Genomic DNA, 22458 nt, shown 5'->3' with positions numbered 1-22458 from the left:
ATGACATGCAGGTCGAGAAGTACATGCGGGGCACCGTCACGGTGGTCGTCGTCGACGGCGACCTCGACGGGGTGACCGCCGCCGAGGCCAGCGCGAATCTGGAGGCGCTCACGCCGGACAGCGGGCAACTGCTGCTCGACCTCGGACGCGTCGGCTACCTGTCCAGCGCGGGCCTGCGGGTGCTGCTGCTGCTCTACTACCGGGCCCGTGCCCACGGTGTTCCGCTGGCCCTGGCGGCCATGCCCGAGGAGGCCCGCAGCGTCCTGGCGGCCACCGGCTTCCTGGACAGCGTCCTGGTGGCCGACAGCGTCGACGACGCGATCCGGGCGCTGGCCCCGTGACCACCGCCGCCGCTCCGCCCCGCGCCGCCGACCTGCGGGTGGGCCCCGGCGTGCCGCTGCCCTACGGCGCCACCGTAACCCCGGAGGGGATCAACTTCTCGATCCCCTCCGGCGGGGCCACCTCGATGACCCTGGTGCTGTACCGGCGTGGCGCGCCCGAGCCCTTCGCGGAGGTGGTCTTCCCCCGCCCCTTCCGGGTCGGCGGTGTCTACAGCATGCTCGTCGGCGGCCTCGATCCCGAGGCCATCGAGTACGGGTACCGCGCCGACGGCCCGTACGCGCCCGGCCGCGGGCTGCGCTTCGACGCCCGCACCGTCCTGGCCGACCCCTACGCGCGGGCCTTCGGCGGCCGGGAGACCTGGGGCGCGCCGTACTCGCTCGACCCGTACCCGTACCGGTCCCGGGTCGTCGCCCGCGACGCCTTCGACTGGCAGGGCGACACCGCGCCCGGGATCCCGGTCGAGGACCTCGTCGTCTACGAGCTGCATGTGCGCGGCTTCACCCGCCACCCCTCCTCCGGGGTGCGCCGGCCCGGGACCTTCGCCGGCCTGGCCGAGAAGATTCCCCACCTGCTCGACCTCGGCGTGAACTGCGTCGAACTGCTCCCGGTGTTCGAGTTCGACGAGTCGGACAACGCCCGCAGTAGCGAGGACCGGCGGCTGTTCAACTACTGGGGCTACAACACGTTCGGCTACTTCGCGCCGAAGGCCGGCTACGCCGCTTCGGACGACGCCGCCTCCGAACTGAAGGACACGGTCAGGCGACTGCACGCGGCCGGCATCGAGGTCGTCCTCGACGTGGTCTTCAATCACACCGCGGAGGGCGACGAACGCGGCCGCACCCTCTCCTTCCGGGGGCTGGACAACCCCGGCTTTTACCTGCTGGCACCGGACGGCGGCTATCTGAACTTTAGCGGCACCGGCAACACCTTCAACGCCAACAGCCCCGTCGGCCGGGCCTTCGTCCTGGACTGCCTGCGCCACTGGGTGACCGAGTTCCACATCGACGGGTTCCGCTTCGACCTGGCTTCCGCGCTGGTCCGCGGCCAGGACGGCGCCCCGCTGGCCGACCCTCCCCTGCTGGAGGCGATCGCCGCCGACCCGGTGCTGCGCGACACCAAACTAATCGCCGAGGCGTGGGACGCGGGCGGCCTGTACCAGGTCGGCAACTTCCCGCACTACGGGCGCTGGTCGGAGTGGAACGGCCGTTTCCGCGACTCGGCGCGCCGCTTCCTCCAGGGAGACCAGGAGGCGGCCCGGGACCTCGGCGCGCGCGTCCTCGGCTCCCTGGACTTGTACGGGCGACGCGGGCCCCGGGCCTCCGTCAACTTCGTCACCTGCCACGACGGGTTCACCCTGCACGACCTGTACGCGTACAACGACAAGCACAACCATGCCAACGGCGAGGACAACCTCGACGGCGAGCGGGCCAATCACTCGTGGAACTGCGGGACCGAGGGCCCGACCGACGACCCCGAGGTGCTGCGGCTGCGCTCCCGGCAGGTCCGCAACGCCCTCGTCCTGCTGCTGGCCGGCCGCGGCGTGCCGATGCTCACCGCCGGCGACGAGTTCGGCCGCAGCCAGCAGGGCAACAACAACGCATACTGCCACGACGAGCTGTCCTGGGTCGACTGGGACCTCGCCGCGGACAACGCCGAGCTGCTGCGCTTCACGCGGGCGCTGACCGCCTTCCGGCACGGCCATCCGGCGCTGCGTTCGCCCGACGCCCGGGGCCTGGCCGCTATCCCCGTCGACGGCGTCCCGCTGCTGCAGTGGACGCTGCGGCTCGGCGACGACGCCGTGCACGTCGCCGTCAACGCGCACTGGGAGACCCATACCGTCCCCCTGCCGGACCTGCCTGGCCACCTCGCCTGGCACGCCTTCGCCGACACCGCCGCGCCTGAGCCGCTCGCCCCGGCCCGGCGGCCGGAGCCGGGCCGCGTCATGCTGCCGCCCCGCTCCGCCCAGATCCTGTACGCCGCTCCCTCGGACCCGTCTGGAGACCAGCATGACGCTTGACGTGTCACTCACCGTCCGGAACTCGACTGCCCGCCTCACCCTGGCGGGCGAGGCCGACAGCACGGCCGCGCAGCACCTGGCGACCGTCCTCGACGGCCTGTCGAGCGAGCACCTGCTCCGCCTCGAACTCGACCTGTCCAACCTCGCCTACTTGTCCTCGGCGGGCCTGCGCTGCCTGGTCTTCGCGCATCAGCTCCTGGGCCGCTCCGTCGAGATCGTGGTGATCAACCCCTCGGACGAGGTGCGCCGGACCATCGAACTCACCGGGTTCGACCGCAGCCTGACCATGCGCCGGGAGCTGAACGCGTGAACCTGCGCTTCACCCTGGACGGCTCCCGCCCGGTCTCCACCGAGGTCGGCACCATGGTCCGCGCCCTGGCCACCTGCGCCGACCTGGACGGCAGGACCGCCTACCGGCTGCGGCTGGCCACGGACGAGATCGTCACGAACATCGTCGTCCACGGCTACCGCAACGGCGGCGGGCCGATCTCCTTGTGCTACGGCTACGACGCGACCCGCGCCTGGGTGGAGATCGAGGACGAGGCACCGCCGTTCGACCCACGCCAGCACGACCCCCTGCCGCGGCTGGCCGCCGGTACCGCGGCCGGGAAGGTGGGGGGCTTCGGTCTGTTCCTGGCCATGCGCAGTCTCGACGACTTCCGCTACCGGTACACCGGGCGCCGCAACCACTCTGTCCTGACCGTCCTGCGGTAGTCGGATGCCCAGGGAACGAGTGGTGGTGGTCGCCGAGAGCCCGGACGGTGACGGCGCTTTGGTCACGGGCCTGGAGCAGGCCGGCTACACGGTGGAGCGCGTCACGCCCAGACAGGCGGTCCCGTCCGCCTCCGCCGCCCCCGACGCGGTGCTGCTCTGCGCCGACCTCGGGCTGAAGCGGATCGCCGGGCTCGGCCGGCTCTTCCCCAGCGCGGTCTTGGTGTACCCGGGGCGGAACGTGCGGGCCCTGGAGCTGTGTGCGCAGGCCGGCTTCGACTTCGTCGTCCCGCCCTATCTGCCGGCGCTGCTGCGCAACCGGCTGACGTCCTCACGCGAACGCGGCCAGCTGGCGGGACTGGTGCAGGCGGCGGCCGCCGAGGCGACGCTGCGCGCCCACGAACGGGACCTGCTTCTCGCCCAGCACCTGCAGCAGGGGTTCCTGCCGGAGCGGCTGCCCTCCTTCCCCGGCTGGGAGTTCGGTTTCCGCTTCCGGCCCGCCCAGCACATGTCCGGTGACTTCTACGACGGCTTCGAGCTCCTCGACGGCAGGAGGCTCGCCTTCGTGGTCGCCGACGTGTGCGACAAGGGCCTGGGGGCGGCCCTGTTCATGGCCATCATCCGCACCCTGCTGCGGCACGCGGCGGAGGACGCGAGCACGCTGTCCGTGGCCGGCGCCGGCGCGATGCCGGCCGGCGCCGCCGAGCACGCCCCGGTGCCCCCCACCCTCGGGCTGGGCGCGGGCCCGCTGCTCCAGGCCGTGGCCGCCACCAACAGCTACCTGGCCCGTCACCATCTGCGGCAGGCCTACTTCGCCACGCTCTTCTTCGGTCTGCTCGACCCGGTGCGGGGCGACGTCCTCTACGTCAACGCCGGCCACAACCCGGCCGTGCTGATCCGCCCCGGAGGCCGGCGGGAACTGCTGCACGGCACCGGTCCGGCGGTCGGGATGATGGTGGACAGCACGTACGCCATCGGTCATACCCGCCTTGAGCGGAACGCGACGCTGTTCTTGTACACGGACGGCGTGGTGGAGGCCCGCTCCCCCGACAACACCCCTTTCGGAATGCCGCAGCTGCTGGAGCTTCTGGCCCCCGCGGAAAGCGGCGCCGCCGTCCTGCAGACGGTCGACGAGGCGCTCGCCCGGCACGTCGCGGGGTCCCCCGCATTCGACGACGTGACGATGATGGTGCTGCGCCGCGACGGGTGACTTAACGACCTCTCCCCGGCACTGCAGGAATCCCTGGAAACCTGCGCCTGACGGACCGTAGCCTCATATGAGATAAGTCCGGCCTGTGCATACTTCCGGGAAGTCGACTCCGATGCGCCGTGAAAGGGGGAAAGGCACCCATGGAAAACACATCACCGAGCGGCAGGAGCACCGTCATCTTCGGTGGATTCCGGGAAGTAGCCGACGTGATCGTCCAGTGGTCGGTGGCCTCGCCCGCTGGCCGGACGCACCGTGAACGTCGCAAGCCCACGCAGGGGGGAACCACAATGCACCACGACGTCCTGGCACACATCGAGCATCTCCACCGGATCCGCGAAGCCCTGACGATCGCCGGCTGCGGCCCGGTCGTCGTCACCGGTGCGCCCGGCTCCGGCCGCACCGCCCTACTGCACCGGCTGTCCGACGAGCTCGTCCGCGACGGCCACCGCGTGATGGCGGTCGACCCGGCCACGGACCCCGCGGCCGTGAGCGCCTTCCTCGCCGAGGCGGGAGCGGATCCCGGCGAAGTGCCGCCGGTGCTGGTGCTCGACGATGCGCACCGCGCCGACCACGCGCTGGTCCGCCGCCTGCGCGCCGCGCACGTGCACGAGGACGCGGCAGTAGTGGTCAGCAGGCCCGACGATGTCCCCGAGGGGCCCTTGGACTGCCTGCGCTATCTGCCCGGCGCCCTGTGCGTGGAGCTGCCCGCGCTGAGCACCGCCGAGATCGGCCGGGTGCTGCACGACCTGGCCGACGCGCCGGTGCCCGCCGGGCTGGCGTCGGCGATGCGAGCGGCGACCGGCGGGAACGTGGCGCTGCTGGCCGAGTTCCTGCGCAGCGGGGTGAACCCGCAGGCCTCCCCCGTTCCGGGCGGACGGGCGGGCGCGCTCGGGGACGGTGCCCGCATCGGGCTGGCGTCCGCGCTGGACTCCTCCTGGCGGGCGCTCGCCTTGGAGCAGGTGGACCTACTCAGCGGACTGGCCCTGGAGGCGGACCCCACCTCGACCGCTGCGGCGATGCGTGCGTTCCTGCTGCTGTTGCGCGGTGAGGCCGAACAGGGCGTGGCCCTGCTGGACGCCGTCGACGACGCGGTTCCGCTTGGGGAGACGAGCACGCCGCACTGGGTGGTCCTGGTACGGGCCATGCTGGTCGGTCTGGGGCTGCGAGACGCCGAGACGGGCGCACGGCTGCTGGAGCAGGCGGCCGCGACCCGGCCGGAGGCGGCCGCCCGGTTCCTGGCGGAACGGGCCTGGCTGCTGTCGGTGAGCGGGTGCATGGACGCGGCGGCGCAGGCCGTGCGCGAGCTGCCCGCCTCCCCGCAGCCGCACGCGCATGTGTTCCTCAGCGCGGCGCGCGCGGCCCTCGCCCTGGCCGAGGGCCGGCCGGCACAGGCGCTGCCGCACGTGCGGCGCGCCCTGATCGGGGCACCGGGCCTGCGCGAGGAACACCCGTGGATGGAGGCGCTGCTCACCGCGTACATGATCGACTGCTCGCTGCTCGCCGGCCGGCTGACAGAGGCGACGTCGCTGGCCGCGGGCTTCCACGCCGCCGCCTCCGGCAGCAACTGGGACGTCGCGGTGCTGCTGGCCGCCGTCATGTCCGATCCGCTGTCCCTCGGCCGCCCCGCCGCCGCTGCCCCTCCGGTCGCCTCGGTGGCAGCCGAGTGAGGTGCCCTTCGCTTCGACGGGCACCGGGCGGCGTCGTCCTTGGCGTCGGCATACCGGCAAGAGAGCTGGCCCCGCGCAGGTCCGCGGGGCCGGCCGACCAGGTCGGCTGTCCGTCCGAGGCAGCCGGATGCCGGCCGGCCGGTGGCGGGGACGCGCCGGCCCGGCAGCAGAGCAGTCCCGCGCACGGCCCCGTCGCGGGCTCGTCGGCGTCCATGGCCCTCCCGCGAGGGGTGCGGCCGTCATCGGCGCGGCGCCCGGCTGACGGCGTCGTGGAGGAACCCGGCAGCGCCGGGCGTGACCCCGCAGTCCGCCGGCCAGGCGAGAGCGACAGGCACGGGCGGCGCGTCCAGGATGGCGAGCAGCCGTACTCCCTGCGGCACGACGTCCGCGATCGAGGCGGGGAAGACGTGGGCGACGTGTGAGTGGGCGACGGCCCCGAACAGCTCCCGCAGCGCCGGAGCGCTGCCCGGCTCGGTGGGCACGATGCCCGGATGCCAGCACCAGGGCGGGGGCGTACGCGCGACCGAGGCATCCTCCCGGGCCAGGTCGCGCAGTCGTACGGCGCCGTGCCCGGCCAGCGGGTGTCCGGGGCCCACGGCCAGCACCCGGCCCTCGACGAAGAGGGGCGGGGACAGAGCCAGGCCGGGCAGGCGCGCCTCCGCGGAGACGATGGCGAAGTCGGCCCGCCGGGCGCGCAGCAACTCCAGCGGGTCGCCCGTCTCGTGTGGTTCGGCCAGGACTTGGCCGTCGCACCGGCCGGCGGCCCGCACCAGGCGGGAAGCCTGGAGCGGCGACCCCTGGTAGAGCAGGCGGACGAACGGGCCCGGGGTGAACAGCGGTGCCGGGACACCGACAGCGGAGCGTGTGGTCATCGGGTGGCGGCGGCCTCCGTCTTCCGGGTGTTCACGCGATGCCGGGGACGCGGCAGCAGGTGCCCCTCGGCGAGGGTGGGGCGCGGACGGGCTGGTGGCCGGCCGAGGCCGGCGCGTGCCGGGCGGGAGGCCGTCGGCCCGGCCGGAGAGCCACCGGACCGCGGCGCGGTGGTGGTCACGGGGAGTCGGCCTTCCGGTTGGGGTCGGCCGGCGCAGGCCGGTTCCGTCCGGTTCGGGCGGGACCGGCCGGGACGAGCGAGCGCAGGTCGACGTCCGGATCGGCCAACTGGGCGGGGGTGACCTGTGCGGCTCGCTGGATGAGGCGGCGGGCGGCGGCCATGTCGCGGGACCGGTTGAGGGCGACCGCTCCGACGCAGCGGCCGTCGTCGAGCGCGAAGGTGATCACCGAGTCGTCCCGCAGCGAGCCGCGGTCGACGGTGGTGGTGCCGGCGGTCGGCTGTCCGGCCGCCTCCAGACGGGTTCCGTAACGTTCCGACCAGAACCAGGGCACGGCCTCTTCCGGACGCGGCAGGCCGAGGGCGCCTGCGGCGGCGTGCGCGGCCTGGGCCTGGGCCGCGTGCCAGTGGCCCACCGCGGTGGCGGCGGACGCCGCCTTGCCGCGGGCGGCGTCGCCGACGGCCAGCATCCGCCAGTGGGAGGTGCGCTGGTGGGCATCGACGACGATGCCGCGGTCGGTGTGCAGGCCGGCCGCGGCGGCGAGCGAGGTCTCGGGCTCGAGCCCCACGCCCACCACGGCGAGGTCGCAGCCCAGGGACGTGCCGTCGGCCAGGCGCAGGACGGTACGGGCGCCGGCCTGGACCACCTCGTCGACGGTGGTCCGCAGGACGAGCACCCCGTGCTCCTGGTGCTGGGCATGCAGGGCCGTGGCGTGGACCCGGCCGACGAGGTGCTCCAGAGGCGGATCGGCGGGTTCCACGACGGTCACGGAGCAGCCGAGAGCACGGGCGGAGGCGGCCACCTCGGCGCCGATCAGTCCGCCGCCGACGACCGCTATCTCGGCGCCGCTGCGCAGTCGTTCCTTGAGCAGATGCGCGTCGTCCAGGGAACGCAGGGTGACCAGGGAGCGGTGGTGCCCGCCAGGGACGTTCAGCGGGCGGGGGCGGCCTCCGGTGGCGAGCACGACGAGGTCGGCGCGCGGGGCACTGCCGCGGGCGAGTTCGATCCGCCCGTCGAAGGGGTGGAGCGCTGTCACGGACTCGCCGAGCCGCAGGTCGATGTCGTTGTCCTCGTACCACCGCTCCGGTCTGAGCCACAGCTTCTCGACGGGCATGTCGGTGAGCAGGAAATCCTTGCTCAGCGGCGGCCGGTCGTACGGTAAGCCATCCTCGTCGCCGAACAGAGTGAGGGTGCCATCGTAGCCGAGACGGCGGAGTTCGGCGCAGACGGAGACCCCCGCGAGGCCGGCACCGACGACGGCGATGCGACGCGGGACCGAGGGGTCTCCCGGGATCACTCGCTGCCGTCCAAAATCAGCCAGACCCGACCGTCGTGGACCTCGATGGGGTGGGTTCGGGCGGTGCCGGTGGCGGGCATCGCGGTGGCCTCGCCGGTCCGCAGGCAGAATCGCCCACCATGCATGGGGCACTCGACCTCACCGTCCTCGACCCAGCCCTGCGAGAGCGAGGCGAGGGCATGCGGGCAGGTGTCGTCAAGAGCGTGGTACCGGCCCTCGTCCTTGAACACGGCGATGGAGTCGGTGCCTCCGAAGGCGTCAGCGGGCAGCAGGAAAGTGTCTCCGTCCTGGAGGTCTCCCTCCTCGAACAAGGGGATCCTGCGTTCGGCGGCCTGTGACTGCATGAGGCTCCTCCTATCCGGCACTCCTGTTGTCGGCGCCTGTTCGGGAATACTCGCGGTTGTCCGGCTGACGGCGCAAGACGCTCTTAACGAAGCATGGCCGGCAAATCGTGAGGTGAGCCGGCCTGCGTCCCCGGGGGAAGGACGCAGGCCGGCGGTTTACCAAGCGAGGCTTGGCGGTCGCGCCGAGGCGTGCACGGGGGATTCCTATCTGCCCGCCGCCCGCTTTTTACGGGCTTCCAGCGCATGACGAGTCAATCCGAGGTGATGTGCCGTGTCCAATATTTGCGCTGATAACTGTTCCGCATGAATGGGGGAGAATTCGGCCAGTGCACGAAGCCGCGAGCTTCGTGGGCAGTCCGGGAAGTGCTTCCGTCCCTGGTCTGCGTCGCGCTGACCGGGGAGGGCGAGCAGGGCCAGCGCGGACAGTAGCCACGCGCGGGCATGGTCGGGACGACCGAGTGGGGTTCTCGGGTAGCGGGTGGCGGTGAAACCCCCAGCGCCCTCTCGGCCGGGGGCCCGCCGCCGGGTCTTAACCCTGCGGGGGGCGCGCAGCCAGGCTAACTCGTCACGCCACCAGGCGGCGACGGAGCGGTCGACCTTGTAGACCAGAGCGCGTTCGGGCGCGGGAGCGCTGTGTGCTGCCTCTACACTCCGCCCAGTACGGCGGCAGACACCACCGACAAACGAGGTCAGCCCCTGTTCACGCAGTATCACCAGGTGTCGGCGAGTCGTGCGACTGGAGTATCCCGTGCGGGCTCTGACCTCCCGGACAGTCGACCCGCTCTGGCCAACGGCTTGAAAAGTGCGGTGTAGATGATGCCCGAGTCTGGACCACAGTTCTGACGCGGCCTCCCTAACCCGGGGGCCCAGTCGCCGTAGCAGGGTCCTGTGAGTGTGCTGGGGGGCGTTATCACTTGTGTCAGACCCGGTGCCGAGGGCGAGCGTACGGGCCCGCCGTTTGATGAAGTCGGATGGCCGAACTTCGTGCAGCCACCCGTCGGGGATGAGGCGGTCGCGGATGGAAACGTTGACGGTCTGTGCGCTGAACCCGGTCAGCAGGGCCCCCCTGCGTACGTCGAGGTCGATAGTGAGGCTGCCGCTGACCAGAGCCAGCAGTGCCAAGCAATGCAGTACTGCTTCGTCGGCTGGCCCCGTGGGCTGGGACCAGCGGGTCGGCCCGGCGTTCTCCATGCGTCTCAATAGGGCATTGACCGCCGCGGTCACCTCGGGGGCGGGGTCGTCGTCGCGGTCCGCGCTTCCGAGGGGGAGGCGAGCGGCGCGTTCGACGGCGAGTTCCCACTGCTGGCTGAGCAGCGCCTGCGTTTCCGCGTTGCTGCGCTCCGTCCGGCCCCGTGCGCTGCGATAGCTGCGGAAGTACTCCAAGCCCGGGGACGCCTTGGTGTCATAGAGAAGGATCAGCACGTCGGAGAAGGAACAGCGGGCCAGTGCAAGGGGGACCAGAGCGCGCCAGGCGTGCGACGAGTGGTCGGCGTTGGGGTGTGGCCCGGTACTCAGGGCCTCTCGGCCAGCCGCGGTGAGGGCGCGACGCCGGCCTGCCAGCCGGGGTTTGGTGTCGCTCTCGTCGGCGACGATGCGCCGGTGTGGGACGGCCGCCGGGTCGCCGCCCGTAATGCTCGGCGGCAGAGGGCGGCCGGAGACGACAGCTCGTGCTACTGCCTTTGTGGGTCGGACGGACGGGTGGTCGCCGGCCATCTCCTCCAGATCGTCGGCCAGCCGAGTCAGTGCGCGCAGCGACCCGCCGGTTGCCAGCGCCTCCAGGGCTTCGTCGAGGGTGTGCTCCTGCAGGACGGCGCGTCCGCCCAGTCGGTGCGCCGCGCCGGGCGGACGCAGTGCACCGGTGCGCAGGTTGAGCCAGGGCGTGGTGTCGAGAGTGCTCAATGAGTGGGGCGAGTCAAGGTTGTGCTCCCTGAGGGCTCGGAAGGTGCGGATGAGGCGCTGCAGCAGTGGCAGCGGGATGGGTTCTTCACAGGCCGTCCAGATGTGGTGGCCCCCGGTGGGTCCGGAGCGGACGGGAATGGTCGGCAGGCCGGCGGCGGACAGGAGCTGGCTCAGCCGGTGGGCCTGGTGCTCGGCGTGTTCGCGGCCGGCGCTGGCGTCCAGGTCGAAGGCCCAGATCCGGGTGCCCTCGCGGGCGTCCTCCGGAAACAGGTGCATGGCGACGGGGCGGTCGCCGCGCAGGCCGTTCAGGTCTGCGGTGGTGGGGTAGCGGTTGGCCCAACCCCGCTGGGCGCTGTCCCATGCGGCGGCCCGGACGTAGGGTCGGGGGGAGAGGGTGGCGAGAAAGCGGCGTAGCGTGAATTCCTGATCGCCCATGAGCTCTTCTGTGGGGTGCATGACACGTGGTTTGCCCGGCATCGTCCCTCTCCGCTCCGCGGGAGACGTTGCTCAGAGGCTCGGCACGCAGGCCATCAGCCGGCCGGCGGCCTTCAATTTGTCGAACGCGTATGCAGCTGAGGCCAGGGTCATGTGGCGGTGCCATCCGGGGAACGACCGCCCCTCGAAGTCCTTGACGCCGAAGCTCCTCTCCATCCGATCGAGGTCGGCGGCGCTCACTTGGCGCATGGCTGCCAGCCTCATGATCTCGTCAGGGCGGCGGTCGAGGAGGTTGGTGATCCAGAACCGGGTGGGCTGGGACTCGGTCGGCGACCACTCGGCGTAGAGGCGGAAGGTCGCGTGGGATAGGTGCGGTCGGGTGCGCAGTCCCGGCACCCGCACGAGGCACGACCGCAGGAACACCCGTTGGGCTTCCCCCATGCCATGGGGCACAGAGGTGACATGCGGTCGGCTGGTGCTCCCGCTCACCAATTCACGGGCCGTGGGCAGCCGGGTGCCGTCGGCCTCAACCGCCTTGGCGGCCGGTTTGACGTTGGCGGGGAACGCAGGCAACACCTCCAGGGATGCTGGAACTTCCAGCACCACGCCGGTGCCGCGCTCCTGCAGCCCGGCCAGCAGGCTGTAAGCGTCCGGGCAGTTGCACAGCCCGGCCACGACGGGCAGGGCAGGCAGGCCCCAGCCGTGGACTGCCCGGTCCACCATGTCGAGGATGAGTTCCGAGTCGTGCTTGCCTGCGACATCTCCCGGAATTTTGGCGCGCGAGCGCCGCTCCTCGTTCAGCGACCAGGTGTCGTCGAGGGCGAGGCTCCAGTCCACCGGCAGGGAGCCGATGTCGGTGGCGAGGAACAGGCCGATGCCAACCTGACAGTTGAACGTCCTGCCCTGCGCGGCAACGAATCTCTTGGCGACCCCGACAGAGTGGGTGCCGCGCTTGGGCACGACGGCTTGGTCCACCACCCATGCCTCGGCGTCCAGGCTCGCATGCAGCTTGCGAGCCATCGTCTCGCGGACCCGGTACCAGTCCCAGGTGCTCTGACTGATGAACTGCTGGAGGGACTGGGTCATACGGGAAGCGTCCTTGTCCCCGGACACCCGTATCATCTTCTTGATCGTCTTCTTGCCCGGGACGGTGAGCAGGCCCCGGAGGTAGACCTCCGCCCAGCGCCGCTGATCTGAGCGCGGCAGGGGCATGAAAATGCAACGGGCGAACTCAGCGGGGCCGTTGGAAAGAGTGAGCGGCGAAGCTTCGAGAACAGTCACATCATCCCCCAATACCTACCTGAAGCACCGGCTTTCATCATGCGGACCGAGTCGGACGCCCCAAGAGCCACATAACGTTGTCTCCGCTTTTTAAGCAGCGCCCGTACTCATCGAAGAATGCTTGGTTTCTTTCACGGCACACCGAAGGGACGCTTGGCCGAAATACACAAGCGACACCCGGGAAAGGAATTCACATGTTCTAGAGAAGGTTGGGCGCGTCCCGGCCGACACAACTCCGCCTCGTCGCGGCGCCTGCGGCCGGCGCCCGCCTGTCGCCTTCACCCCCTGGCTGCATCCCCCGACGCCGACCTCAAAACTTTACCAGCATGCCTGTATTTAAAATTTCAACCATGCGCTCGAAATATTACCTTTTGCCCAGACACGGGAGACGGATGGAACCCAGCGCTGGAGCCCCTACAAGGCCCTGAACAGGCGCAACGGCGCTGGTAAAAAGTTTATGAAAAAACTGTTCGGTCGGACCCTCATTCCACCGCCGCCACGCGCCCCACCTCCGCCAACACTTCGCGCCCCCGCTGGGGTGACAAGTCCAGGCGCGCAAGGACGCCGGCGGTAGCGATGGACGAGAGCACATGGGTGAGCAGAACCGACACACGCTCGGACAGATCCCGTCGCCCGCTGATCGCATAGGACAGCAGTTGCACCCCCGAAAACGCCCCAACGAGGAGTTCGGCGACCTCCTGGGTGTCGACGTGGGCCTGGAGCTCACCTCGCGCCTTCGCGTCCTCCAGCGCTTCGCGGTTCTGGGTGATCCAGGCACGGAACGGCAACTTGGCGTCCACGCCGACTCCCTGGTCGAGCAGATCGAGAGAGAGACGGATGCTGCCCTGCAGTAGCGGATCCTCCGCCACCTCACAGGCGAAGGCCAGTCCGGCGTCGACCAGCTCCTGCAGCTTCAGAGACCGGGGCACCAGCGGGTAGGCAGTCCCCCTCGTCTGGGAGGCGAGGACTGCTTCGGCCAAGGACTCCTTGGAGGGGAAATGGAAGTAGAAAGCCCCCTTGGTGACTCCGGCGCGGGTGTACACGTCATAGAGGGTCGTGCCGACATACCCCCGCTCGGCGAACAGCGATCCAGCCGCATGGAGTATCAGAGTCTTCGTCCGCTTTCCTCGCTCTTGTCGCGTCATGTAGATTTCCTCACGATTTATTACTCTATTGCGGCTTATATCGGACGCCAAGAAGACGTTTGTACGACAAACAAGCATGCCGGTATCTTGACCCGCGGGATGGCCCACAGTGGATCTTCTCTTACGCGGGGGAAAAAATGAACAACGCGCACACCCTTGGCATGTCTTCGACAATACGGCCAGCGCTGGTCCACCAAACCGACGGGGGCAATGTGATCCCCACTGAGTGGTCGAGGATCAAGGAGCACCATTACCGAGTAAAAGGGAACTGGAACAGTCGGCACACGTTCTTCTCACCACTACAGGACAGGTACTCCCCGGTCACAATTTTCGAAACCTTCCGTCAGTCGGTGATCTTACTGGCCCATGAGGCCTACTCCGTCCCCATGGAGCACCATTTTGTCATGTGGGACGTTCATTACACGACCGTTCAGCAAGAACTCGCCGTAAGTGAAGAGGCCGCCCGAATCGATGTCGAGGTGGAGTTCTCCGACATCCTTCAACACGGGAAGCGTCTGGCTGGAATGCGCTGCCACGTCACGATCTCCCGCGCCGGCCGACGGCTGGCAGCCGGAGGCGGTCGCCTCAGCATCACCTCGCCCGCCGCCTACCGGCGGCTGCGCGGCGAGGCAGTCCGCAGCCACACCACGATGACCCCACTGCGGCCGGCCATCTCCCCCGCGCTCGTCGGTCGGAGCGCCGAGTCTTACGTCGTACTCGGCACGGCGGACACCCCGGACTCGTGGGAACTGCGTATCGACCCGCTGCACCCACTGAACGCCAACCGCAAACGGGACCACCACCCGGGCATCTTATTGATGGAGGCAGTCCAGCAGGTGGCGCACCTGCTGCCGCGGCACCCGTTCTATCCCGAGGCGGTCCGCATTCAGTTCAAGCGCTACGCCGAACTCGGCGTGCCCTGCGTCATCAAAGCCAGGACCGTCGTTCAGCTGGGGACGGGCACCGAGCTGCTCACCGTACGAGGGACGCAGGACGGGCAGTTGGTCTTCGCCGCCGACCTGCACAACGCAGTGGCGCTCGTTACCGCGGACGCCTCATGACCGGTCTGGGCAGCGACCAACCGCGCACCGTCTTGCTCACGGGCGGCACCGGATTCATCGGATCCCATGTCCTGGCCGGACTACTGGCGGCAGCCGACCGCGGCGCCCGGCTGCGCGTGCGGTTGCTCGCTCACACGGCGGCGTCACCCATACACCCGGCGATCGAACCGTGGCCGGGAGACTTGGCGGAACCGTCCACCCTCCGCGGTATCTGCGCGGGCGTCTCCAGGGTGCTCCACCTCGGGTCCTTGATCACAGGGGCTGAGGACAGGCTCCAAGCCGTCAATGCCGCTGGCACCTGGGCGCTGCTCGATGAGGCGCGGGCCTCCGGCTCGCGGTCCTTCGTCCGGCTGAGCACCACCGCGGTCTACGGTCCCGGGCCGCATTGCGGAATCACCGAGGAGGCGGCCGTTCCCAGCCCTGAATCCCCGGTCAGTCGCAGCCGCCTGGAAGGCGACGCCCAGGTGCTGGCCGCCGGCGCGACTGTGGTGCGGCCGCACTGGGTGTACGGGAGAGGCGACACCTGGGTCATCCCTGCCGCGATCACGGCACTGCTGATGCTGCCGGGGCTGCCGGACGACGGCCGTGCGCGGGTGTCCCTGGTCAGCGCCGACGCTCTGGCGAAGGCGCTCGTCGCACTCGCCCTGGACGAGGCCGAACCCCCAAGCGGGGTGCTTCATGCCGCTCACCCGGAGCCGGTGTCGGTGCGAGCCATGCTCTCCCGGGTCGCTGGGGAGCTGTCGCTCCCACTGCCCGCGCAGGCGCTGCCCCGGGACGAGGCGGTGCGTGCGCTGCCGGCCGGGAACGAGCGCGCACGTCGGCTGATCCGCTTCCTGACCACGGATGCCTGGTTCGACAGCCGATTCCTCTGGCGTACGACTGGCGTCGACCCGGGGGCAGGATTCCTCGCCGATTTTTCCGCGCACGCCTCGTGGTATCGCAAGGCGCTGCGACTGAGCCATGCGTGATGCCCGGGGGTGACGGCCGTGGTTGGGACGAGCCGTCACCCCCGGGTCAGACCGCCGGTCGCAGGACCACTGGCAGGGCACGGTGGCCGTTGGAGATGAATGACAGCTGCGGCAGGATCTCGGAGGTCCCGAGCGCCATCTCGGGGAAACGGTCGAACAGGGCCGCCAGAGCGATCCGTGCCTCCAAGCGGGCCAGCGGCGCCCCCAGGCAGTAGTGCACGCCGAAGCCGAAGGACACGTGGTCCTTGCGCGTGGGGCGTTGAATGTGGAAGGCATCGGCGTCTGGGCCGTGGTGCCGGGGATCGCGCCCCGCACCGGCGAAGGCGATCATGATGGGGTCGCCCTTAGCAATCACGATCCCGGCGATCTCGATGTCCTCCACTGCGTAGCGCAGGATGGAGTGGGCCCCGGGCGCTTCCAAGCGCAAGGTCTCGTCGATGACGTCGTTCCAGTCGGCGCGACCCTTGCGGACCAGTGCCAGTTGCTCAGGGTGGCTCAGCAGTCTGTACACCGCGTGGTCGAGCAGGTTGACCGTGGTTTCGTAGCCCGCGGTGAACAGCAGGATGAGGTTGTCGGCCAGTTCCTTCTCGGTCATCTGGCCTGCGGCTTGGGCCTCGATGAGCGCGCAGGTCAGGTCGTCTGCCGGCTCGGCCCGTTTGCGGGCTATGAGTTCAGTGAGCGCAACGTAAAGCTCCCGGCCGTTGGCCTGCGCCTGCTCCAGGGTGGCCGTGGTGGAGAAGAAGCCCTTGATGATTCGTTGGAAGCGGCCGCGCGCTTCGACAGGTATGCCGAACAGCTCGCAGGTGACTTCCAGCGGCAGCGGATGCGCGAAGCCTTCGCGGAGGTCGACTTCTGCTCCCGGGGGCTGCCCGGCCAGCGCGTCCAGGATCTCGGCTGTGAGGGCCTCGATCCGCGGCTGCAGGGTGGCTATCCGTCGAGCGGTGAAGGCCGAGGCGACCGGCTTACGCAGGCGCGAGTGGTCGTCGCCATAAGCGGTCACCATGTTCTGTACAGAGACCCAGATAGCCAGTGGCCACTCGGCACCCACGCTCCCGTCGATCCACGCAGGCCAGTGCTGGTAGGCGTCCTTGGAGACGCGGGGGTCGAGGAGCAGCGTCCTGATCTCCTCATGGCCGGTGACGGACCAGGCCACAACCCCGCTCGGCAGTTCAACTTGCCGGACCGGCCCCTCGGCGCGAATTCTGGCGATCTCCCCATGAATGTCCTGACCGGACGCATCTATGGCGTACTTGCATGATGCATGTCCTGCCACTTCCACCCCTTATGAATGTGTCCCAGCAAATTACTGGACTACGACAAGCCAGCGGTAGCTGATCATATGGTTTGTTGTGTGAGCGCGGTGTCCGAAACGGAGAATCCGGATCCGGAGTTTCCGGATCCGGACTCCTGGTCCAGCGGTGACCGTCGGACCGTATGTCAGTCAGCAACCGCGCTGGCGGCCGTCTCACGGGGTGCCAGGTCGACGGGCACGAGAGTCGCAGGGCGTCGACTGCGGGCGAAGCGCCGCATCACAGGTCGTTCCACCTCCACATACAGCGCCCAGCCCGCCACAAGAGTGGCCAGGAAAAAGCCGATGAACACCACTGTCGCCACCGGCGTCCCGTAACGGGCGCTGTGGCCTACCACGTTGCGGCCATAGAAGACCGTGATGCCCTGGCACAGGTAGAACCCGAAGGATACTTCGCCCAGCCAGGTCATAGTCCGCCCGCTCAGCCCGCCCGATCGGCCCGCTACATCCCGTTGCACCGCCGAGGTGATCAGCGCGTAGATCGGAAGGATCATCGTCACGTTGAAGACCAGAACGAACGGGACATACAACTGGAGCACGAAGCCGACCAGGCACAGCGCCACGGCGGCGGGTGTCGGCACCGGGAAGTCGCGACCCGCGCGCACGGGCCAGTGCCAGCAGCGCCCCGATCACGAACTCGGGAAGACGTAGCGGAGGCAGGAAGTCGCCGAACCAGAACTGCAGGTTTGGACACCCCGAAGGAGGTCTTCGGCGTGTCAGGCACCAGCCAGGCCGTCGTCGCCTGGACAGCGACTTGTTCCCGCTGCTGATCCTCGGCCTCAGGAGGATTCCAGCGGGAACACCGAAGGGTCAGGGAACCACGCGTGCAGCAGGAACAGGTTTGGTCAGCCACGCCTTCACCGGGATCGAGCCGTCGGCGAGGAAGGCCATGCCGACGGCCCAGGTGACCAGGTGTGCCGGAAACACCTTGAGCAGCCGGCGGCGCCAGAACGCTGTCGCGGCCTCCCCGGGCTTGGCCAACCAGGTGAGCACGAACCCGCTGAGGACGAAAGAGAATGAGACGCCGATCATTCCGGAGCGGCCGAAGGTGTCCCCGAGCCACTGTGCGATCGCGTGCTTCGCGAACGGACTGACCTTCACCGGCGCGTTCGGCGGCAGCGGCGAATCGATCAGCGAGATGTGGAACATGAAAACGAGAAGGGCCGCAACGAATCGCAGCCCCGGTCAGTGAGGGAAGCAGATGTCTTTGGTCGGGAGTCGGCAGAGCCGCCGAAGAAATCATAGGAAGCCTTCCGCTTGGCAGGGTGTGCTCGGCCATTCGCCCAATCCGAGCGACAAAGGCCCCCGGGGCCGCGAGCGCACTCCCAGAGTGAACTCGACCTGAATTGAACCGTCCAATGAATTCACCCATACGGAATGCGAATAAATAGAAGAGGGCATGCCATACAAAGCATGCATAACCGAAATATCACCGCAGACAAGGCATTCGCTGTCAGCGCAGCTCGTCCAGCCCCGCCACGAAGTCCTGCACCACGCTCCGCCGGTCGTTGCGCCGCCACGCCACCGCCAGCTCACTAGGCCCCAGCCCGCTAACCGGACGCGCCACGATGCCCGAGCGCCGGTACAACTCGACGTTGCCCTCGGCAAGCAGCACCACACCCTTGCCGGCTTCAACCGCCGCCAAGGTCTCCTCCGCACTCGAAACGATCGCGCCGATCCGAGGTTCCCGCCCACCACGGTCCTCCAGCGCCAACCAGAAGTCACGTAGCGGACCGGCACGGTTCGGCAGGGCGATGAAGGGCTCCCCCAATAGGTCGGCGAAGGCGATCTCCTTTTGCTCCGACAAGGGGTGGCCCTCAGGAAGCGCTGCCCAGCGTCGCTCCCTCGCCACCACGCGGACCGCGAATTCCTCGGCATCCGGAAGGGGGAGCCACACGAAGGCGATGTCCACCTCACCCTTCGCCAGCCCCACACTCGGATCCGCCCAGCCAACGTGCCGGAACCGCAGCTGCCAGTCCGGCCACTTGGCCTCAAAGGTCCGCCGTCCCTGCTGGACCAGTCCCCGGCCCACACTTGTCGACAGGCCGACTGTCAGCACCGCGTGCGCCCCCGCCGCCGCGTCCGCCACCGCCCGCTGGGCCTGGTCCCACCGCTGAGTGATCTCTCGCGCCGCCGGAAGCAGCGCTGCACCCGCCGGCGTCAGCCGCACCTCACGCCAGGCCCGCTCGAACAAGGGCGTCCGCAGACCCATCTCCAACTGGCGCATCTGTTTGCTCAGCAACGACTGCGAAACGAAGAGCCGCTCCGCCGCCCGTTGGAAGCTCAGCTCCTCCGCGACAGCCACAAAGTATTTGAGATCCCGTAGGTGAGCATCCATAGCACATGGTTATCACAAGAGATCTTAGACAGGGCAGGCCATACCCGCTGAGGATGATGGAGTGTCAACTTATCGAGAGGACGCAAGGAATGAAAGCTTCCGCATTTGACCCGACCAGCCTGGCCATTGATCCCAGAGGCCGCGTCGCACTCGTCACTGGAGGGAACCGGGGCATCGGCCAGGAAGTCTGCTCCCAACTCGCCCAGCTTGGCCACACGGTCCTGCTCACGGCCCGCAACCTCCCCAACGCGGAACGCGCCGCCGGCACCATGGCCGCCGTAGGCCTGGACGTTCGCCCCCTGCGACTCGACGTCCGCGACGCCGACACCATCAAACGGGCGGCCCACCAGGTCAGCGAGGAATTCGGACGGCTCGATGTCCTCGTCAACAACGCCGCGATCCACTACGACAGCTGGCAGCGTCCGTCCTCCGCCCGGATGTCCATCGTCACCGAAGCGCTCGAGACCAACCTCATCGGCGCCTGGCGCACCATCGAGGCTTTCGTCGACCTCCTGCGCGCCGGAGAGCACCCCCGCATCGTCAACGTCAGCAGCGAGGCCGCCTCCTTAACCAACATGGGCAGCGGCACCCCTGCCTATACCGCCTCCAAGGTCGCCCTGAACGCCCTCACCCGCATGCTTGCCGCCGACCTTCGTCATGAGGGCTTCATCATCAACTCCGTCTGCCCCGGCTGGGTTGCCACTGACATGGGCGGCCACGGAGGCCGGCCCGTCGAGGCCGGTGCAGCCAGTGTCGTCTGGGCCGCCCTCCTCCCCGACGACGCTCCCAGCGGCGACTTTTTCCGCGACGGTCGCCCCCTACCCTGGTGACGCTCGATCCGCCTCGCTCCTCTGTCTCACCCGGTTTGTCCGTTACTGCCGGAACACAGCGGCAGGCATGTCGGCGTGCTCGCGAAAGTGCTCAGGTAAGTACGGATAGATGTGCTCAGACGGATGTTCGCCTGTGGGCTCGTCAGAAGTTGGCGGCGACGATCGTGCGATGGAGAGTCCCGATCCTTCGTTCCGTCGGCGCCTACTGATGGAGTCGCTCGCAGTGTTGGCAGCTGATGCCCAGACCCAGGTGACCTGGCTGGCCAGGCATGCGGTAACGACAGACGAGATCGCCCTGGACTTCGATCACGCCTTCCGCATGGCCGAGGTCCTGGTGGCCGATGGACAGCTCGCCCGCGAAGTCATGGCTGACCTGCAGATGATCGACGGGATCCTCAGCAGGATGAGTGGTGACGAGAACGCTGATCGATGGACAAGGGGTGCACTGTGCACGGACGAGGGCTGGGCTCTGGCCTGGCGGCTGGCCCGCCGGGTTCTCGTCGCGGAACTGGGCGAATGGCAGCAGCCTCTTCCAGAGATCTCTGTCATCCGGTGACGGGCTCCGCTGCTCTATCTGGTCAGGCCACCTGGGTGTCCTGCTCGATGGCGGCGAGCCGGTTCTTCAGTCGGTAGCTGGGGCCGTTGATCGAGATCACGTCGCAGTGGTGGAGGAGCCGGTCGAGGATCGCGGTGGCCAGTACTTCGTCGCCGAGGACCTGGCCCCATTCACTGAAGATCTTGTTCGAGCTCGTAACGCTTGGAGATCACCTGAGAGACGAGGTTGGCCTCCGCTCTGCTTTCTGCGAAGCTCGAACAGATGGCCGCTGCGACACCCGCAACTCGCTTGAGGTGACGGTCAGCACCTTCACCCTCGATCCGCCAGCTATCAGGCCGCCGAGCCTGCCTGCCCCGAGGTTGAAAAACACCTACTCAGAGGTCGTTTCCACCTCTCTTGCCCAGTTTTTAGGTGATCCTCTGGGTGAGGGATGGTGGTGCCGGCGAGGTCTTGGAGGCCGTCGATACCTGCGGGTCAGGGGATGTTGCTGACGGGGCGGAAAGGGCCCCAATCCCGTCTCATCCCAGGATGTCCGGTCCTTGAGGCTCTGTGCTTCGAGCGCCGATTCGGCGCGACTGGGCGCACTCGGTTCGGGGCAGTACGCCGGAAGCATGTCGAAGCGTCGCCCGTATCCGAGTGATCTGTCCAATGCCCGCTGGGAGTTGGTCGAGCCGGTCCTGGCGGCTTGGCGTTTCGAGCGCCGCGGCAGAGCTCTGGACTTCGGCCGGCCGCCGGAACACGACCTGCGCGACATCATGGACGCGATCTTGTACGTGGACCGCACCGGGGTTCAGTGGCGCTACCTTCCGCACGACTTCCCCCACTGAAACACGGTCTACGGCTACTTCGCCAGGTGGCAGCAGGAAGGCGTGTTCGCCCAGCTCAACGGCCTGCTGAGGCAGCTCTTACGGCAGAAGGAAAACCGAGAGGCCGAACCGTCGGCCTGCGTGATCGACGCGCAGAGCGTGAAAACCTCCACCAGCGTGCTCGCCTCCGGCCAGGGCATCGACGCCGGGAAGAAGATCGTCGGGCGCAAGCGGAGCATCGTCACCGACACGACGGGCCTTCTCCTTGCCGTGCTGGTCACCGCGGCGAGCGTGCAGGACTCCATCGCCGGCACCCACCTCCTGGACCAGGTCGCCGCCGAACATCCGCGCATGTTTCCAACGCAGTTCACGCAACCGAACCGGATGCTTGACCGGGACGGCTACTGGTTCTACGCACCCGAGTTCGCAGGATGCAGCACATCCTCACCGACCGTGAAGTGCACGGTCAAGTGACCTGAACAACCGGCGGGGGCGGTGTGCACCACCTACGGTGGCACCGGCCCCGCTGCCTTCGAAACAGGAGACGTTGCCTCATGACTGACGGCCTTCATTGGCTCGAAGACCCGGTTCCGCTCCCCGGTGGCTACTGCGCCATTTTCGCGCGCGGTATCGATTGCGAAGACCTCGTCCGCCGGCTTGCTCCCGCTACCGAGCCTCACTTCATGGGCCCACGCACACACGCAGAATTCGAGGCCGACTTGTTCGAGCTCGACCGCGGCAAGCCTGTGAACACAACCGTGGGTGTCCGCTATGGATCGGTCGGTGACCTTTCCTTCGCCATCGGCTACGGCTCCTGGCAGGAAATCCTCGGCCGGTTCGACACTCCCGAGATCTCTCATGGAGGTGCGCACACATACGAGCTGTACTTCATGGCCGACCACCCGAACGTCCCTCTCCCGCACTTCCGTTACAACCATGACGGCGTGTACGAGGTGATGTGCGATCTCAACAACGATGACTGGGTAGGAGTCGTCGATGTCCTCGGGAACAACGCTGAGCTGGTCGCCACACTGGAAGCCGACAAGCGGCGACCCATGGAGATCTTGGAACAGCGTTTCGGCCTGACCCTGCCAAAGGAAGCGATTCTCACCGGCACACTATCCGCTGCAATCATCAGAACCTGACAGCCGCGTGACCAGCCCCATCGCTCCGCCTACCCCTGCGCGGGCCCC

21 protein-coding genes and 2 pseudogenes are annotated in these 22458 nt (G+C 68.6%); 12 read left to right on the top strand and 11 right to left on the bottom strand.

Going from position 1 to position 22458, the window contains the following annotated elements; genetic code table 11:
• Nucleotides 1–5: 5 nt before the first annotated feature.
• The 6 genes from ACZ3ZD_RS32065 to ACZ3ZD_RS32040 all read left to right on the top strand — a co-directional run bounded on the left by ACZ3ZD_RS32065 (nucleotide 6) and on the right by ACZ3ZD_RS32040 (nucleotide 5947).
• Nucleotides 6–341 carry an anti-sigma factor antagonist gene (locus ACZ3ZD_RS32065; protein ID WP_467405131.1) on the top strand — a complete coding sequence of 112 codons (336 nt, stop codon included), beginning with the start codon at nucleotides 6–8 and terminating at the stop codon, nucleotides 339–341.
• Nucleotides 338–2359 (top strand): glycogen debranching protein, encoded by a 2022-nt coding sequence (locus ACZ3ZD_RS32060; RefSeq protein WP_467405127.1) that lies wholly within the window; start codon nucleotides 338–340, stop codon nucleotides 2357–2359. The genes ACZ3ZD_RS32065 and ACZ3ZD_RS32060 overlap by 4 nt, the downstream gene beginning before the upstream one ends.
• Nucleotides 2349–2669, top strand: a complete 321-nt coding sequence (locus ACZ3ZD_RS32055; RefSeq protein ID WP_467405122.1) for an STAS domain-containing protein — start codon at nucleotides 2349–2351, stop codon at nucleotides 2667–2669. The genes ACZ3ZD_RS32060 and ACZ3ZD_RS32055 overlap by 11 nt, the downstream gene beginning before the upstream one ends.
• Nucleotides 2666–3073, top strand: a complete 408-nt coding sequence (locus ACZ3ZD_RS32050) for an ATP-binding protein (protein WP_467405117.1) — start codon at nucleotides 2666–2668, stop codon at nucleotides 3071–3073. Before ACZ3ZD_RS32055 ends, ACZ3ZD_RS32050 begins: the two co-directional genes overlap by 4 nt.
• 4 nt (nucleotides 3074–3077) lie before the next feature.
• Nucleotides 3078–4280: a PP2C family protein-serine/threonine phosphatase gene (locus ACZ3ZD_RS32045; RefSeq protein WP_467405115.1), complete on the top strand. Its 1203-nt coding sequence runs from the start codon at nucleotides 3078–3080 to the stop codon at nucleotides 4278–4280.
• A 287-nt stretch (nucleotides 4281–4567) separates the two neighbouring features.
• Complete coding sequence (locus ACZ3ZD_RS32040) at nucleotides 4568–5947, top strand: hypothetical protein (RefSeq protein WP_467405112.1); 1380 nt, start codon at nucleotides 4568–4570, stop codon at nucleotides 5945–5947.
• 239 nt (nucleotides 5948–6186) lie between these two features.
• Here ACZ3ZD_RS32040 and ACZ3ZD_RS32035 read toward each other — a convergent pair whose 3' ends face one another.
• The 6 genes from ACZ3ZD_RS32035 to ACZ3ZD_RS32010 all read right to left on the bottom strand — a co-directional run bounded on the left by ACZ3ZD_RS32035 (nucleotide 6187) and on the right by ACZ3ZD_RS32010 (nucleotide 13397).
• The gene (locus ACZ3ZD_RS32035; RefSeq protein WP_467405109.1) at nucleotides 6187–6819 is read right to left on the bottom strand and encodes a LysR family transcriptional regulator substrate-binding protein; all 633 of its coding nucleotides are present in this window, start codon (nucleotides 6817–6819) and stop codon (nucleotides 6187–6189) included.
• A gap of 175 nt (nucleotides 6820–6994) precedes the next feature.
• Nucleotides 6995–8293 (bottom strand): NAD(P)/FAD-dependent oxidoreductase, encoded by a 1299-nt coding sequence (locus tag ACZ3ZD_RS32030; RefSeq protein ID WP_467405106.1) that lies wholly within the window; start codon nucleotides 8291–8293, stop codon nucleotides 6995–6997.
• Nucleotides 8290–8637, bottom strand: coding sequence for a non-heme iron oxygenase ferredoxin subunit (locus ACZ3ZD_RS32025; protein ID WP_467405103.1), 348 nt, complete (start codon nucleotides 8635–8637; stop codon nucleotides 8290–8292). The genes ACZ3ZD_RS32030 and ACZ3ZD_RS32025 overlap by 4 nt, the downstream gene beginning before the upstream one ends.
• A 204-nt stretch (nucleotides 8638–8841) precedes the next feature.
• Nucleotides 8842–10971 (bottom strand): hypothetical protein, encoded by a 2130-nt coding sequence (locus ACZ3ZD_RS32020; RefSeq protein ID WP_467405101.1) that lies wholly within the window; start codon nucleotides 10969–10971, stop codon nucleotides 8842–8844.
• 72 nt (nucleotides 10972–11043) lie between these two features.
• Nucleotides 11044–12252, bottom strand: a complete 1209-nt coding sequence (locus tag ACZ3ZD_RS32015) for an IS701 family transposase (protein WP_467405098.1) — start codon at nucleotides 12250–12252, stop codon at nucleotides 11044–11046.
• 482 nt (nucleotides 12253–12734) lie between these two features.
• Nucleotides 12735–13397 (bottom strand): ScbR family autoregulator-binding transcription factor, encoded by a 663-nt coding sequence (locus ACZ3ZD_RS32010; protein ID WP_467405094.1) that lies wholly within the window; start codon nucleotides 13395–13397, stop codon nucleotides 12735–12737.
• A gap of 137 nt (nucleotides 13398–13534) precedes the next feature.
• Between ACZ3ZD_RS32010 and ACZ3ZD_RS32005 the strand changes: the two genes are divergently transcribed.
• Nucleotides 13535–14458: a ScbA/BarX family gamma-butyrolactone biosynthesis protein gene (locus ACZ3ZD_RS32005; protein WP_467405091.1), complete on the top strand. Its 924-nt coding sequence runs from the start codon at nucleotides 13535–13537 to the stop codon at nucleotides 14456–14458.
• Nucleotides 14455–15426 carry an NAD-dependent epimerase/dehydratase family protein gene (locus tag ACZ3ZD_RS32000; protein WP_467405087.1) on the top strand — a complete coding sequence of 324 codons (972 nt, stop codon included), beginning with the start codon at nucleotides 14455–14457 and terminating at the stop codon, nucleotides 15424–15426. Before ACZ3ZD_RS32005 ends, ACZ3ZD_RS32000 begins: the two co-directional genes overlap by 4 nt.
• A gap of 46 nt (nucleotides 15427–15472) precedes the next feature.
• On the opposite strand, the gene ACZ3ZD_RS31995 is transcribed toward ACZ3ZD_RS32000, so the two are convergent.
• The 4 genes from ACZ3ZD_RS31995 to ACZ3ZD_RS31980 form a co-directional block, all read right to left on the bottom strand.
• The gene (locus ACZ3ZD_RS31995) at nucleotides 15473–16699 is read right to left on the bottom strand and encodes a cytochrome P450 family protein (protein ID WP_467405084.1); all 1227 of its coding nucleotides are present in this window, start codon (nucleotides 16697–16699) and stop codon (nucleotides 15473–15475) included.
• 164 nt (nucleotides 16700–16863) lie between these two features.
• Nucleotides 16864–17316, bottom strand: a complete 453-nt coding sequence (locus tag ACZ3ZD_RS31990; protein WP_467405082.1) for an acyltransferase family protein — start codon at nucleotides 17314–17316, stop codon at nucleotides 16864–16866.
• A 229-nt stretch (nucleotides 17317–17545) separates the two neighbouring features.
• Nucleotides 17546–17914: an acyltransferase family protein gene (locus ACZ3ZD_RS31985; RefSeq protein WP_467405287.1), complete on the bottom strand. Its 369-nt coding sequence runs from the start codon at nucleotides 17912–17914 to the stop codon at nucleotides 17546–17548.
• 274 nt (nucleotides 17915–18188) lie between these two features.
• The gene (locus ACZ3ZD_RS31980) at nucleotides 18189–19073 is read right to left on the bottom strand and encodes a LysR family transcriptional regulator (protein WP_467405079.1); all 885 of its coding nucleotides are present in this window, start codon (nucleotides 19071–19073) and stop codon (nucleotides 18189–18191) included.
• An 89-nt stretch (nucleotides 19074–19162) separates the two neighbouring features.
• On the opposite strand from ACZ3ZD_RS31980, the gene ACZ3ZD_RS31975 reads away from it, so the two are divergent.
• Nucleotides 19163–19903, top strand: a complete 741-nt coding sequence (locus ACZ3ZD_RS31975) for an SDR family oxidoreductase (RefSeq protein WP_467405076.1) — start codon at nucleotides 19163–19165, stop codon at nucleotides 19901–19903.
• 169 nt (nucleotides 19904–20072) lie between these two features.
• Complete coding sequence (locus ACZ3ZD_RS31970; RefSeq protein ID WP_467405072.1) at nucleotides 20073–20459, top strand: hypothetical protein; 387 nt, start codon at nucleotides 20073–20075, stop codon at nucleotides 20457–20459.
• 22 nt (nucleotides 20460–20481) lie between these two features.
• Here the strand turns inward: ACZ3ZD_RS31970 and ACZ3ZD_RS31965 are convergent.
• Nucleotides 20482–20698: pseudogene (locus ACZ3ZD_RS31965) on the bottom strand (ATP-binding protein); the annotation flags it as partial.
• Between the two features lie 372 nt (nucleotides 20699–21070).
• Here ACZ3ZD_RS31965 and ACZ3ZD_RS31960 point away from each other — a divergent pair.
• Nucleotides 21071–21619, top strand: a pseudogene (locus tag ACZ3ZD_RS31960) (IS5 family transposase); the annotation flags it as partial.
• Nucleotides 21620–21819: 200 nt separating this feature from the next.
• Nucleotides 21820–22410, top strand: a complete 591-nt coding sequence (locus tag ACZ3ZD_RS31955) for a hypothetical protein (RefSeq protein WP_467405068.1) — start codon at nucleotides 21820–21822, stop codon at nucleotides 22408–22410.
• The last annotated feature ends 48 nt before the right edge of the window (nucleotides 22411–22458 follow it).

Source organism: Streptomyces sp. NPDC023481, from assembly GCF_055560195.1.
This window is presented reverse-complemented; position numbering and strand designations above follow the sequence as displayed.

What these genes read in the sequence shown, in the direction of transcription:
- ACZ3ZD_RS32065 (WP_467405131.1), top strand. Translation starts at nt 6, where the DNA reads ATGCAGGTCGAGAAGTACATGCGGGGCACCGTCACGGTGGTCGTCGTC.
- ACZ3ZD_RS32055 (WP_467405122.1), top strand. Translation starts at nt 2,349, where the DNA reads ATGACGCTTGACGTGTCACTCACCGTCCGGAACTCGACTGCCCGCCTC.
- ACZ3ZD_RS32045 (WP_467405115.1), top strand. Translation starts at nt 3,078, where the DNA reads ATGCCCAGGGAACGAGTGGTGGTGGTCGCCGAGAGCCCGGACGGTGAC.
- ACZ3ZD_RS32040 (WP_467405112.1), top strand. Translation starts at nt 4,568, where the DNA reads ATGCACCACGACGTCCTGGCACACATCGAGCATCTCCACCGGATCCGC.
- ACZ3ZD_RS32035 (WP_467405109.1), bottom strand. Translation starts at nt 6,819, where the DNA reads ATGACCACACGCTCCGCTGTCGGTGTCCCGGCACCGCTGTTCACCCCG.
- ACZ3ZD_RS32025 (WP_467405103.1), bottom strand. Translation starts at nt 8,637, where the DNA reads ATGCAGTCACAGGCCGCCGAACGCAGGATCCCCTTGTTCGAGGAGGGA.
- ACZ3ZD_RS32020 (WP_467405101.1), bottom strand. Translation starts at nt 10,971, where the DNA reads ATGGGCGATCAGGAATTCACGCTACGCCGCTTTCTCGCCACCCTCTCC.
- ACZ3ZD_RS32010 (WP_467405094.1), bottom strand. Translation starts at nt 13,397, where the DNA reads ATGACGCGACAAGAGCGAGGAAAGCGGACGAAGACTCTGATACTCCAT.
- ACZ3ZD_RS32005 (WP_467405091.1), top strand. Translation starts at nt 13,535, where the DNA reads ATGAACAACGCGCACACCCTTGGCATGTCTTCGACAATACGGCCAGCG.
- ACZ3ZD_RS32000 (WP_467405087.1), top strand. Translation starts at nt 14,455, where the DNA reads ATGACCGGTCTGGGCAGCGACCAACCGCGCACCGTCTTGCTCACGGGC.
- ACZ3ZD_RS31980 (WP_467405079.1), bottom strand. Translation starts at nt 19,073, where the DNA reads ATGGATGCTCACCTACGGGATCTCAAATACTTTGTGGCTGTCGCGGAG.
- ACZ3ZD_RS31975 (WP_467405076.1), top strand. Translation starts at nt 19,163, where the DNA reads ATGAAAGCTTCCGCATTTGACCCGACCAGCCTGGCCATTGATCCCAGA.
- ACZ3ZD_RS31970 (WP_467405072.1), top strand. Translation starts at nt 20,073, where the DNA reads ATGGAGAGTCCCGATCCTTCGTTCCGTCGGCGCCTACTGATGGAGTCG.
- ACZ3ZD_RS31955 (WP_467405068.1), top strand. Translation starts at nt 21,820, where the DNA reads ATGACTGACGGCCTTCATTGGCTCGAAGACCCGGTTCCGCTCCCCGGT.